Annotated in this window: 11 protein-coding genes; 6 read left to right on the forward strand and 5 right to left on the reverse strand. The window is 68.8% G+C overall.

The genetic code is table 11. From position 1 onward, the window contains the following. Both AB0B64_RS41250 and rph read left to right on the forward strand, forming a co-directional pair. The gene (locus tag AB0B64_RS41250; RefSeq protein ID WP_358184886.1) at nucleotides 1–633 is read left to right on the forward strand and encodes a helix-turn-helix domain-containing protein; all 633 of its coding nucleotides are present in this window, start codon (nucleotides 1–3) and stop codon (nucleotides 631–633) included. Continuing rightward, nucleotides 630–3,278 carry a rifamycin-inactivating phosphotransferase gene (rph, locus tag AB0B64_RS41255; protein ID WP_358184889.1) on the forward strand — a complete coding sequence of 883 codons (2,649 nt, stop codon included), beginning with the start codon at nucleotides 630–632 and terminating at the stop codon, nucleotides 3,276–3,278. Before AB0B64_RS41250 ends, rph begins: the two co-directional genes overlap by 4 nt. A 191-nt stretch (nucleotides 3,279–3,469) precedes the next feature. Here the strand turns inward: rph and AB0B64_RS41260 are convergent, their stop codons facing one another. Then, nucleotides 3,470–4,885, reverse strand: a complete 1,416-nt coding sequence (locus AB0B64_RS41260; protein WP_357955054.1) for a PLP-dependent aminotransferase family protein — start codon at nucleotides 4,883–4,885, stop codon at nucleotides 3,470–3,472. Nucleotides 4,886–4,959: 74 nt separating this feature from the next. On the opposite strand from AB0B64_RS41260, the gene AB0B64_RS41265 reads away from it, so the two are divergent. Both AB0B64_RS41265 and AB0B64_RS41270 read left to right on the forward strand, forming a co-directional pair. Then, nucleotides 4,960–6,249, forward strand: coding sequence for an FAD-binding oxidoreductase (locus AB0B64_RS41265; protein WP_358184892.1), 1,290 nt, complete (start codon nucleotides 4,960–4,962; stop codon nucleotides 6,247–6,249). 197 nt (nucleotides 6,250–6,446) lie between these two features. Next, nucleotides 6,447–7,352, forward strand: coding sequence for a DUF4158 domain-containing protein (locus AB0B64_RS41270; protein ID WP_358184896.1), 906 nt, complete (start codon nucleotides 6,447–6,449; stop codon nucleotides 7,350–7,352). Nucleotides 7,353–7,680: 328 nt separating this feature from the next. Here AB0B64_RS41270 and AB0B64_RS41275 read toward each other — a convergent pair whose 3' ends face one another. The 4 genes from AB0B64_RS41275 to AB0B64_RS41290 are packed head-to-tail and all read right to left on the reverse strand — an operon-like array spanning nucleotide 7,681 to nucleotide 11,243. Beyond that, entirely contained in the window at nucleotides 7,681–8,439 is a 759-nt protein-coding gene (locus AB0B64_RS41275; RefSeq protein WP_358184899.1) for an SDR family oxidoreductase, read from the reverse strand. Nucleotides 8,440–8,475: 36 nt separating this feature from the next. Then, nucleotides 8,476–9,399: an alpha/beta hydrolase gene (locus AB0B64_RS41280; RefSeq protein ID WP_358184902.1), complete on the reverse strand. Its 924-nt coding sequence runs from the start codon at nucleotides 9,397–9,399 to the stop codon at nucleotides 8,476–8,478. Nucleotides 9,400–9,444: 45 nt separating this feature from the next. Next, the gene (locus tag AB0B64_RS41285) at nucleotides 9,445–10,302 is read right to left on the reverse strand and encodes an SDR family NAD(P)-dependent oxidoreductase (RefSeq protein WP_357955062.1); all 858 of its coding nucleotides are present in this window, start codon (nucleotides 10,300–10,302) and stop codon (nucleotides 9,445–9,447) included. Beyond that, complete coding sequence (locus AB0B64_RS41290) at nucleotides 10,299–11,243, reverse strand: helix-turn-helix transcriptional regulator (protein WP_357955064.1); 945 nt, start codon at nucleotides 11,241–11,243, stop codon at nucleotides 10,299–10,301. The genes AB0B64_RS41285 and AB0B64_RS41290 overlap by 4 nt, the downstream gene beginning before the upstream one ends. A gap of 266 nt (nucleotides 11,244–11,509) precedes the next feature. On the opposite strand from AB0B64_RS41290, the gene AB0B64_RS41295 reads away from it, so the two are divergent. Both AB0B64_RS41295 and AB0B64_RS41300 read left to right on the forward strand, forming a co-directional pair. Next, complete coding sequence (locus AB0B64_RS41295; protein ID WP_357955065.1) at nucleotides 11,510–11,947, forward strand: SDR family NAD(P)-dependent oxidoreductase; 438 nt, start codon at nucleotides 11,510–11,512, stop codon at nucleotides 11,945–11,947. Beyond that, nucleotides 11,940–12,881: a site-specific integrase gene (locus tag AB0B64_RS41300; RefSeq protein WP_357955068.1), complete on the forward strand. Its 942-nt coding sequence runs from the start codon at nucleotides 11,940–11,942 to the stop codon at nucleotides 12,879–12,881. The genes AB0B64_RS41295 and AB0B64_RS41300 overlap by 8 nt, the downstream gene beginning before the upstream one ends. Nucleotides 12,882–12,897 lie beyond the last annotated feature (16 nt).

Consider the following 12,897-nt stretch of genomic DNA (forward strand, 5'->3'; position numbering starts at 1 on the left):
ATGTTGGGTGAGCAGGTGGCAGAGGCAGTTGACCTGACGGCGCGTGCGCGGATGCGTGAGGCGGCGATGCGGTTGTTCGCCGAGAAGGGCTACGCGGCGACGTCGGTGGCCGACATCGCGAAGGCGGCCGGTGTCTCCGGAGGCCTGATCAGGCATCACTTCGGCTCAAAGGAAGGATTGCGCCGGGCCTGCGACCAGGCAGTGGTCGCGGAGTTGGCACAGATCAAGGAGCAGAACCTCGCCCGGATGGCGAAGGGGCTGGAGCCGATTCTGGATCGGCGCCGCGCCGAGCTCGGTCGCTACCTGGGACGGTCAGTGCTGGACGGGTCAGAGTTCGGGGCACAGACGTTCCGCAACGGCGTGGACATGCTCGAGGGGTATTTCCGCGCCAACCCGGTGGCTGGTGTGCAGGATGTGCGCGGGTTCGCGGCCGCGGTGCACGCGTTCACCGTCGGCACGGAAGCGATGTACGAGGTGATCGCGGCCGCTCTCGACGCCGACCCCGACGACCTGGCGACGTTGTATCGCGTCCACCGCGTGTCCGCACAGGTCTATTCCAGCCTGATAGCCGTGCCCGGTATCGCGGAGGTGCGGCCGAGCGTACCAGCCGACCAGGAAGGCACCGCGGGATGAGCGGCCATGTCCTTGACTTCGACGGCATCGGCAACACGACGCTGCCACTGGTGGGCGGCAAGGGCGCGAACCTCGGCGAGTTGTCCAGGATCGAGGGGATCGAGGTCCCAGGCGGCTTTTGCGTCACGACCGAGGCATACCGAGCGGCGACCGCCCGGATCGAGGGCCTGGCCGAGTCGCTGGCCCAGCTGGGTCGGCTCGAGGCTGACGATCGTGCCGCGATCAACGCTCTCGCCGCGCGCATTCGGGCTCTGATCGACAGCGCCCCGATCCCAGAAGACATCCAAGCGGCGGTCACGGCTCGGCTCGCCGAGCGCGGGGAGTGCGTGCCGTACGCGGTCCGCTCCAGCGCCACGGCCGAGGATCTGCCCTACGCGTCGTTCGCCGGGCAGCAGGAAACCTATCTGAACGTCGTGGGCGCGGACGCCGTCCTGCGCCACATCAGCCGGTGCTGGGCGTCGTTGTTCACCGAACGTGCGGTGGTCTACCGCATGCAGAACGGGTTCGACCACCAGAAGGTGTACCTGTCTGTTGTCGTAGAGGAAATGGTGTTCCCCGAGGCGTCGGGCATCATGTTCACCGCGGATCCGGTCAACTCCGACCGCACGACGGTGTCGATCGAGGCCAGCTTCGGCTTGGGGGAGGCACTCGTGTCGGGTCTGGTCGACGCCGATCTGTACAAGGTCCGGTCCGGTGAGATCGCCAGCAAGAAGATCTCGACCAAGCAGGTCGCGATCTACGCTCGTCCCGAGGGCGGCACCCGCCAGGTGGAGCTCGACACTGAGCTGCAGCACGCCCAGACCCTGACCGACCAACAGATCCTGCGACTGGAGCAGACCGGCCGCGTCATCGAAGCGCACTTCGGTCGTCCACAAGACATCGAGTGGTGTCTTGCTGGCGGAAAGGTCTACGTCCTGCAGTCGCGTGCGATCACGACGCTGTTCCCGATTCCGCAGTCGGACGACAGCAAAAAGGACGGCAAGAACCACGTCTACATGTCGATGAGCCACCAACAGCAGATGACCGACGTGATGCGGCCTTTGGGCATCTCGATGTTCCAGATAGGGTTTCGCAAGCTCGCCAGCCAGCCCATCGTGGGAGCCGGTGGCCGGATCTACATGGACGTGTCTCGTGACCTGTACTCCTCCTACGCGGCCAAGATCTTCGTCTACAAAGGTCTGGGGTCTGCGGACCTGCTGATCCAGAAGGCACTGGCGAGCATCCTGGACCGCAAGGACTATGTGCGGACGTTGCCTCGCGGCATGTCGTTCGGCATCACCGGGGGCTCGCTCGGTCAGATCTTGTCCGGGCTGCTCCAGGCCGTGTCGGTCTACCGTCGCAACGATCCCGGCCTGGTCAACCAGGTGATCGAGGCCAACACCAAGGAAGCCGCCAAGGTCGCGAAGGCGATCGCCGGCAGGACCGGTGCCGACCTCTTCGACTTCATCGTGCGTGACATGGACATCGAATACCGCCAGGTCGTGCTGGACAACTACGGCATCGGCTTCATCATGCTGTACGCACAGCACTGGCTGAACAAGACCGTGAAGAACATGCCCGGCGAGGAGAATGCCACAGACGTGCTGGCCCAGTCGCTGTCCAACAACGTGACCGCACAGATGGGCCTCGAACTGCTCGACGTCGCCGACGTCGTCCGCAAGCATCCCGCCGTCCTGACCTACTTCGAACACGCCAACGACACAACGTTCTTCGACGATCTCGCCGCGATCGACGGCGGTGCCGACGCGGCCACCGCGATCCACGACTACCTCGACAAGTACGGCATGCGCTGCCCAGGCGAAATCGACATCACCAAAACCCGCTGGGCCGAACAACTCACCATGCTGATCCCGCTCATCCTCAACAACATCAACAACTTCCCGCCCGCCTCACACTCCCGCCTCTTCCAGGAGAAACTCCAGCAAGCCGACACCACGGCCGAGCGGATCATCCGCCGACTCGAACACTCAAGAGGCCGGCGCAAGGCCAAGCAGGCCCGCAAGATGATCAGCCTCTACCGCAACTTCATCGGCTTCCGCGAGTACCCCAAGTACGCCCTCATGCAACGGCACCTGGTCTACAAGCACGCCCTGCGGCGCGAAGCCATGCGTTTGGCCAGCCTGGGCGTCATCCACGACCCTAGCGACGCCGACTACCTCAGCTTCGAGGAGTTCCGGCAGGCCGCCCACACTCACCAAGCCGACCAAGCTCTGATCGACCAGCGCCGACGCGACGACACCCTCTTTCAGCGGCTGACCCCACCCCGCGTCATCACCTCGACCGGCGAGGTCGTCACCGGCAGCTACGACACCGGTGACCTGCCCGACGGCGCCCTGATCGGCGTACCCGTCTCCTCGGGCATCGTCGAAGGCCGCGCCCGCGTCATCCACAACCTCCAAGCGGCACAGACCGAAGCAGGCGACATCCTCGTCACCGCGTTCACCGACCCGAGCTGGACCCCGCTCTTCGTGACCATCGCCGGCCTGGTATCCGAGGTCGGCGGCATGATGACCCACGGCGCCATCGTGGCCCGCGAGTACGGCCTGCCCGCCGTCGTCAGCGTCGAGAACGCCACCCGGCTGATCCGTGATGGCCAATGTATCCGGATCAACGGCACCGCCGGCTACGTCGAGCTCCTCGATTGAACGGACACTCGACCAACGTGACCAGATCCTACTTCGAACTGCTGATCCTGCTGCTCAACCTCGCCAGCGCCGACGCACTCGCCGTGATCGCCGGAGTCCTACATCGGGGCGGCCGTGGTGGTCGCCGCGCTCGTCGTGGTCGGCCTGCGCCCGCGCCCCAGTACCCCCACGGCCGAGGGGAAGGCGCCCGGCTACTGACGGCGGAGGGAGCCGATGGCATCGGCGAGCAGGTCGATGCCCTCGACGACGGCCGGTTCGGTCAGGTTGCCGTACCCGAAGACCAGACCTTCCGGTCCCGCCTTCTCCACCCAGTAGGGGGCCAGGCCGTAGACCCCGAGGCCGCGTTCCAGCGCCGCATTCGTCACAGCCGCCTCGGTCAGATCGGGTGGCAGCCACGTCATCACATGGAGGCCCGCGGAGACTCCGATCGGCACGAGGTCCGGCACCCGCTCGGCCAGCCGGCCGACGAGCGTGTCCCGCAACTGCCGGTACCGCGGCCGCATCCGGCGCAGGTGCCGATCGAACTCACCCCGCGCTACGAAGTCCGCGAAGGTCAGCTGGTCGAACACCGGCGAGCCGCGATCGTCGGCCACCTTGGCCGTCGACATCGGCTCGACCAGACGGCTCGGCAGGATCAGCCAGCCGAGCCGGAGCCCTGGCGCCAGCGTCTTGCTCGCCGTACCGGCGTAGACCACGGACTCCGGCGCCAGGCCCTGGATGGCGCCGATCGGCTCGCGGTCGTACCGGTACTCCGCGTCGTAGTCGTCCTCGATGACCAGAACATCGTGCTTCGTGGCCCACGCGACCAACCCGGCCCGCGTCTGCGCCGAAGCCACCGCACCGGTAGGGAACTGGTGGGCAGCGGTCACCAGGACGACGTCGGCTCGCGACCGCTCGAGCGCCTCCACCTCCAACCCGGTCTCCAGCACCGGTACGCCGACCGTCTCCAGCCCCGCCTTCGTCGCGACGTCGCGAACCTCATTGTCGGACGGATCCTCGACCGCCAGCCGGCGATACCCGGCAGCCGCCAGCACCTGCAGGAGCAGCCGCGAACCTTGGGCGAAGCCGTTGCAGATCAGCATGTTCTCCGGCCGCGCCGACGTACCGCGAACCCGGTTCAGGTAGTCGGCCAGAGCCTCACGGAGTTCGGTGGTGCCGCGCCCGTCCAGGTAGGCCAGGCTCCTGTTCGGCGTCTCGTTGAGCACCTTGCGGATCGACCGCAACCAGGCAGCGCGAGGGAACTGGGAGACGTCCGGCTTGCTGTACTTGAAATCGATCCGGGGCGGCTCACCGGTTGCCGCGGCGCTCTTCTGCTCCACCTGGATCCCGGCCGCCGCCGGCGCCACCTGCGTGTAACCGCCGGTCCGGCTGACCAGATACCCCTCGGCCACCAACTGCTGGTAGGCCTCGACGACCACTCCCCTGGACAGCCCGAGATCCGTCGCGAGGGCGCGCGTCGCCGGCATCACCGCGCCGGCCCGGAGCAGCCCCTGCCGGATCCGGTCCCGGATGCCGCTTTCCAACTGCTGGTGCAGCGGCACGGACGAGTCGCGCCGGAGCTCGACGAGCAGCTCACCGGTGCCCAAATTGGTCCTGGATCGGCTCACAGAACTGGACCTTATCGAAGTACCGCTTCGCTGTCAGGGTGGTGAGCACCACCACTTGCGACAGGAGTACGACGATGACCACCACCGCTCTCACCCTTGAACTGCTGCACCCGGGAGAGGCCGGGTACGACGAGGCGCGAACGGTCTGGAACGCGATGATCGACCGGCGCCCGGCCGTGATCGCCCGCTGTCACGCCACCGCGGACGTCGCTGCGGCGGTCCGCTTCGCCCAGGCCGGGGACCTGGAGATCGGGGTCCGCTGCGGCGGCCACAACATCGCCGGACTCGCTGTACCCGAGGGCGGGATGATGATCGACCTGACGCCGATGAACAAGGTCCGCGTCGACCCCGAGCGGCGGCTCGCCTGGATCCAGGGCGGCGCCCTGCTCGGCGAACTGGATCGCGCCGCGCAGGAGTACGGCCTGGCTACCACGGCCGGCAATGTGTCGCACACCGGCGTCGGCGGCCTCACCCTCGGCGGCGGGATGGGCTGGCTCGCCCGGCAGTTCGGGCTCGCCTGCGACAACGTGGCCTCGTACGAAGTCGTGACCGCCACCGGCGACATCGTGACAGCGAGCGCGACCGAGAACCCCGAGCTGTTCTGGGGACTGCGCGGTGGCGGCGGCAACTTCGGCATCGTCACCTCGTTCGAGTTCCGCTTGCACCAGGTCGGCACCCGCACCCTCGTCGCCGAGTTCACCTACGCCTGGGAAGAGGCCTTCGCCGTACTGCGAGGTTGGCGCGACCTGAACGCTACCGCACCCCGCCAGGCCACCTTCACCGCGAGTATCAGCGGCCAGGAACTGACCATCGGCTTCGTCTGGGTCGGCGACCCGGACGAGGGTGCCGAGCTGATCGCGGCCTTCCGCGAGCTCGGCACGATAGTTGCCGAGAGCGTCGAGGAGCTGTCCTACCTGACCCTGCAGAGCCGCGAAGACAGCGTGCAAGGACATCGGTTCCGCCGCTACTGGAAAGGCCACTACTTCAAGTCTCTGCCCGACGAGGCGATCCGCGCCCTGCTCCGCAACCCCGGCATCGGCGCCAGCCTGCAGGCGTACGGCGGCGCGATCGCCGAGGTCGCGGACGACGACGCCGCCTTCAGCCACCGCGACACCCAGTTCGAGTTCGTCACCGCCACCCGCTGGGAGGATCCCGTCGACGACGCCGAACGGATCGCCACGATCCGCGCGTACGCCGCCACCCTCGACCCGTACGCCGGCGGCGCCTACGTCAACACCCTCAACGGCGAAAGCGTCAACCGCGCCTTCCCCCCGGCCAAGCTGGCCCGGCTGACCGCGCTGAAGAACAGCTACGACCCGGCCAACGTCTTCCACCTCAACCAGAACATCCGGCCGACCGTCTAGCGCCTCTTGTCCAACTGCTCCAGGCCCCAACCGGGCCAGTCCTGCGACGACATCCACCCGCCGAACTCGAAGCCGCCCACTACCGTCAAGGCTTTCGAGGAGGCTGAGTGCAGGAATTGGCGCTAGGAACTTGATCTTCGTTTCGGTTCGATGACGAGGACTGTTTGCCCTGATGAATGGTCCTACGGTCCTGGCTCATGCCATTCGAATTTCTCTCCGATGAGCAGGTAGCCCGCTACGGCCGCTTCCCCGAGGAACCGTCGGCGTCCGAGCTGGAGCAGTTCTTCCGACTGGACCGGGCGGCGCTGGACGCGCTGGCTGACAAACGCCGCCCGGCCACCCGGCTGGGGTTCGCCGTGCAGTGGGCAACCGTGCGGATGCTCGGGGTCTTCCTGACCGAGGACCCGCTCGCGGTCCCGTCCGGGGCGGTCGCCTTCGTAGCCGAGCAGCTGGATCTGGATCCGGCCTGCTTCGCCGACTACGGGCAGCGGCCCAAGACCGCCTACGAGCACGCGTGGCAGATCCGCGAACTGCTCGGCTACCGCGACTTCGGTGCGTGCGAGCAGGAGGTGCGCCAGTACGTGGCGGCGCGGGTGTGGGCGTCGGTGGAGGGACCACGGGCGTTGTTCGACCGGGCGCGGGTGCACCTGCTCAAGGAGCGGATACTGCTGCCGGGCATCACGGTCCTGGTGCGGCTGGTCGGTGAGGTTCGGCGGGCGGAGAACGAGCGGCTGCACGCGCTGTTGTCGGGCCGGTTATCGCAGGAAATGCGTGCCGCGTTGGTGGGGCTGCTGGCGGTGCCGGACGGCAAGCGTCGTTCAGAGCTGGAGCGGCTGCGTACGCCGCCGAGGAGGGCCTCGGGCCGGGTGATGGCCGAGGAACTGCGCCGGGTGAGCGAGATCGCCCGGCTCGGCCCAGGGTGGTGGCAACTGATCCGGTGCCGGAGGTCAGGCTCGGAGCGCTGGCCCGGTACGGCCTGGCGGCCAAGGCCCCCACCCTTCGAGACCTGGCCGAGCACCGGCAGGGGGCGACACTGCTGGCCACGGTGCGGCACTTGGAGACCTCCTCGGTCGATGACGCGCTGGACGTGCTCGATCTGCTGATCTCTTCCAATCTGCTGGCTCGCGCGGAGCGGGCGGGTAAGGCCGAGCAGCTGCGGACCTTCCCGAAGCTGCGCAAGGCGGCGCGCACGATGGCCTCGGCGATGGAGGTGCTGATGGGTGTCCCGGAGGCCACCGAGGAGCGGCTGGTGTCGCTGGTGGAGGTGCGCCCATCGCCTACGAGCACATCAACTTCCTGGGCCGCTACGCCTTCACCCGCGCCGACATCAGCGATGCGTTGCGTCCCTTTCACGAACTGTCCGCGAACGCCGGCTGAGCACGCCTCCTGGCGCTGGTCAGCAGCAAAAGCGCTGGTAGTTCTGCAGGGTGGTCACCACTGCTGGTGGGTGGGGTGGATGACGATGTCGTTGACCGTGACGTCCGCGGGCTGGTTGAGGGCGTAGACGACGGCGTCGGCGATGCGTTCGGGGCTGATGGCGCCCTGGTTGAGGTGTTGGGCGATCTGTTTGCCTTCGTCGTTGGTGACTTTGTCGGCCCAGCCGGTGTCGATGACGCCGGGGCTGATGGTGGAGATCTGGATACCGTGGCTGGTACCGACTTCCTGGCGCAGGCTGTCGGTGATGGCGCGGATGAAGAACTTGGTGGCGCTGTAGACGCCGCTGGCCTGGCCGACGCGGATGCCGGCGACGGAGCTCATGTTCAGGATGTGTCCGGACCGGCGGGCGATCATGCCGGGCAGGATGGCGTTGATGGCGTAGAGGTAGCCGCGGATGTTGGTGTCGATCATCTTGTCCCAGTCGTCGACGGCGCGGTCGCTCCACTTCGAGAAGAGCATCAGGCCGGCGTTGTTGACCAGGTGATCGACGGGGCCGAATTCCTGGGCGGCGAACTCCACCAGGCCCTCGACGTCGTCGGGCCGGGTGACGTCGGTGACGCGGGCGGTGGCGGTGCCGCCGGCGTCCCGGATGCTGGTGACGAGGTCGTTGAGTTTGTCGGCGTTGCGGGCGGCCAGGACGACGCGGGCGCCGCAGGCGGCCAGGGCGCGGGCGCTGGCTGCGCCGATGCCGGAGGAGGCGCCGGTGATGACGCTTACGCGGTCCTGCAGGTGGTCGGTGCGGCTGTTGGGCATGGTGGGGCTCCCCCTCGTTTTCTGCCTAAGTTCCGGTCAGTGGGTGCGGGCGCCCTCGTCGAACTCCAGGAACATGGTGGTGAAGTAGCCGGGGTTCTCCTCGGCGACCCAGTGCCCACAATCGGGGACGAGGCGGCTGGTGACGTTCTCGGCGATCTGGCGGCACATCGGCTCGTATTCCTTGGACAGGATCTGCGTGCCGCCGCCGGAGGCCAGAACCGGGATGGCGAGCTTGCCGTGGCGGGAAAGGTCGGCGCGGTTGAAGTCGGCGTCATGGTCGAGTTCGCGGTAGATCTCGCACAGGGCGCGCATCGCGCCCGGCGCTTCGAACGCGCGGGCGTAGAGGTCCAGATCGTCGTTGCCGATGGCGTCGGGCTGGTAGGCCAGGTCGTCGAAGAACCGGTTGATGTACCAGCGTTCACGCCCATGGGTGAGGTAGACGGCGATGTCGGGGTTGGCGGGGAAGTCGAAATGCCAGGCGCTCTTGGCGACCTTGCGCTGCTCGTAGTAGTCGGTGCCGGGCAGCGGAGCCTCCATGAACGTCGCGCTGACCACGTCGGACCGGTAGCGCAGCGCGTAGCTGAGCGCGAGCATCGACCCCAGGTCGTGGCCAACCAGCGACACCGGCCCCGTCACCGCCAGGACGTCGTGGACCAGGCTGTGCAGGTCGCCGGCCATGGTCCATTTGTCGTAGCCGTCGCGCGGCTTGGTGGAGGCGCCCGCCCCGCGGTAGTCGGGAGCGATCACCCGGTAGCCGGCCTCGGCCAGCGGGCCGATGACCTTGCGCCAGGCGTAGCGGGTCTGCGGGGCGCCGTGCACCAGCAGCACCGTCTTGTCGGGTTCGCGGTCGACCGGCACGGCGAGGGTGTAGCCCAGGCGCACGTTGCCGTCCTGGTCGACCCACGCTTTGCCATGCCTGACGTGGACACTCTCTTCGGCCGCGTCGAAGCGCTGGTGCATGGCGCGGTGATCCTTTCCTGACATGCGAGGTCGCGTGCGGGCCGGTCAGCGGCCGGGCGCGGCGGGCTCCCGGCGCGGCGCCGCGGGGCGGCCGGTGTCACGCGGGCGGGTGATGCGGGCCTGGCGGGCGGCCTTGAGCGGTTCGGGCAGAATCCGGTTGACCAGAGCGGTGAGCTTGGTGGCCAGGTCCCCGCCGACGACATGATGCTTGCCCGCCATGAGCGCGCGGAAGCCCTGTGCGGCGACCTCGACGCGGCTGTTCTTCTTGGCGCCGGGGCCCAAAGCGGTGTTGCTCATCCCGGCGTTGGCGTGGAAGTCGCTGTCGGTCGCGCCGGGCAGCAGCGCGGTCACGGTGACGCCGGGGGCGCGCTCCTTGAGCTCCTGGCGCAGCGACTCGGCGAAGGAGTAGGTGAAGGCCCGGGTCGGCCCGTACACGGTCTCGTACGGGGTCGGGGTGAGCGCCGAGATGGAGGAGGTGATGAGGATCCGGCCTCTGCCGTGCTCGGCCATGTGCCGCACCACGGGCTTGGCCAGCGACACCACCGAGGTGGTGTTCAGGGCGATGAGGTCGAGCTCGTCGTCCAGGTCGGTGTCGAGGAACGCGCCGCCGATGCTGCGTCCGGCGTTCAGGACCGCCGCCCGCAACGGCCGTCCGGTGTCCTGCACCGCCTGCCAGACCGCGCGCACGCCCTCGCGATCGGCCAGATCGGCTTGGACGGGAAAGACGCGGGCGCCATGCCGTTCGAAGTCGGCGGCGATGCGGTGGATCTTGTCGCTGCGGCCGGTGGCCACCAGGTCGTAGCCGTCACGGGCGAACAGCAGGGCCAGCTGGTAGCCGATCCCGCCCGACGCGCCGGTGACCAGCGCCAGCGGACGTTCGGAGGTGTGGTGGGTGGTGCTCATGAGGTGCTCCTATCGGTGTGTGCGGTGTCCGTGGCGGCGTCTGCGGTGTCGGTGGCGGACCGGGCCGCCGAGCCTGACGCCTTCTGCCTGCCGGTGGCAGGGTCGGCGGCCCAGCTGGCCAGCAGCCGCCAGGCGTCCTGGTCGGCCTGGTCGTCTGCGGGCAGGTACAGGAAGAGGGTCTGGTCTTCCTCGCCTGGTATGGCGAGGGCCTGGTAGTCGATGGTGAGCGGCCCGACGATCGGGTGCCGGAACCGCTTGCGGCCGAAGGTGCGGGTGAGCACCTTGTGGTCGGCCCACCAGCGGCGGAAGTGCTCGCTCTTCATCGCCAGCTCCCCGACCAGCTCCGCGGTGCGGGTGTCGTCGGGGTGGCGTCCGGCGTCCAGTCGCAGGATCGCCGTCATCTCCGCGGCGATCCGCTCCCAGTCCAGGTAAAGGTCGCGGGCGGCCGGGTCCAGGATGATCCAGCGGGTGAGGTTGCGCTCCCGATACGGCATGGCGTCGAAGTCGGCCAGCAGGGCCCGGCACAGGTGGTTGCTGGCCAGGATGTCCCCACGCCGGCCCAGGATGAACCCGGCCTGGTCGGTGAACGACTCCAGGAACCGGTGCAGCCCCGGCCGGACCCGCTGCACCATCGGCACGCCGGACGGTTTCCCCCCGCCCGTGTGCGCCCGCATCAGGTCCGACAGGTGAGCGCGCTCAGCCTCGTCCAGGCGCAGCGCCGCGGCGATCGCCTCCAGCACGCCCGGCGACGGGCTGATCGGACGGCCCTGCTCCAGCCGCGTGTAGTAGTCGGTGCTCACCCCGGCCAACTGGGCAACCTCCTCCCGGCGCAGGCCGGGCACCCGCCGGTAGGCGCCGCGCTCAGGCAGTCCGACCGATTCCGGACTCACCCGGGCACGGCACCGGCGCAGAAACTCACTCAACTCCACATTTCTGGCCATATCTCCATGCTGCCCCCGCCCGAGAGGCCTGACCCGCCCGCAACGTAGGACGCTGCGTCCTATGTATCCGCTGACCAGGAACAACAGGGACACTCATCGCGCCCCACCACCCCGCGACCGGGTCGTGTACTGGACATCGGGCCCGCCCGGAACACCGGCCGGACCCGCCTGCCCCGGCCGCGCCAGGCCCAGGGCACGCACCCCCGTCGCGGGCGTGGCGTCCGCGCAAAGAGGGGGAACCTTCCTCAACATTCGGGAGATCACACGTGAAGACCTGGCTCATCACCGGCTGCTCGACCGGGTTCGGCCGCGCCCTGGCGCTCGCCGTCCTCGACCACGGCGATCAGGCCGTCGTCACCGCCCGCCGCCCCGAACAGATCCGCGACATCATCGAACGCGGCGGCGACCGGGCCCTGGGCCTGCCGCTGGATGTCACCGACCCCGCGCAGGTGCGGGCCGCGGTCGCCGCGGCCGAGGACCGGTTCGGCGGCATCGACGTGCTGGTCAACAACGCCGGTATCGGCTACTTCGCGGCCGTGGAGGAGAGCACCGACGAGGAGATCCGCCGGATCTTCGAGATCAACGTCTTCGGGCTCTCCGACGTCATCCGCGCCGTCCTGCCGGGCATGCGCAAGCGCGGCACGTTATCCGGTACATCATCCGGGCCAGTGCGACAAGCGCCGCCGGGCGGCCGGCATGAGTAGCGCGCCGAAGGTCACCGCCCTGCGCGGCGAGCACGTCACCCTCGCCGCGGCCGCCGACGCCTTCCTCGCCACCCCGCGCACGGCCAACCCCAACACCCACCGCGCCTACGCCTCGGCCATCGACCGCGTCATCGCCCTGCTCAACCGGGACCGCCCGCTGGCAGAGGTGACCGACTCCGAGATCGGCCAGGCGCTCGCCGAGCTGTGGGGAGCGAGCGCGCCGGCGACCTGGAACCGCAACCGCGCCGCCGTCACCTCCTGGCTGACCTGGTGCCAGACCAAAAAGCACTGGACCGCCCCGTCGATCCCGGCCGACGCCGAACGCCGCAAGGAAACCGCCGACGAAACCCGCGCCATCGCCAAGACCACCATCCACCGGCTGCTGTCGCGCCGCGACATCCCCCTGCGCGAGCGGGCGCTGTGGCGGATGCTCTATGAAACGGCGGCCAGAGCTGCCGAGATCCTCGCGCTCAACGTCGAGGACCTCGACCTCGAGCACCGGCGCGCCCCCGTCCGGTCCAAGGGCGGCGCCGTCGAATGGGTGTACTGGGAAAGCGGCACCGCCCACCTGCTGCCCCGCCTGCTGCGGCTCCCCGACAGCAGCGCACGCACCCGCGGCCCGCTGTTCCTATCCGAACGGCGCCCCGTCCCGGCCCGTCGCCCGGCGGCCGCCGATATCTGCCCGCACACCGGCCGTGCCCGGCTCGGCTATGACCGCGCCCGCGTCCTGCTGGAGAAGCACGCCGGGCTCGACCTGCACCAGCTGCGCCATTCGGCGGCCACCCACCTCGGCGACGCCGAGATCCCGCTGCAGCTCATCATGGGCAAGACCCGGCACAAAAACCCCCGCACCGCCATGCGCTACGTCAAACCCGGTGCCGAGGCCATCGCCAAGGTCACCGAGGCCCTGGCGCCTCTCCGCCGTACCCACTGATCAACCGAGTGGCGGC

This window comes from Nonomuraea sp. NPDC049129 (assembly GCF_040648495.1).
Classification (GTDB): Bacteria; Actinomycetota; Actinomycetes; order Streptosporangiales; family Streptosporangiaceae; genus Nonomuraea.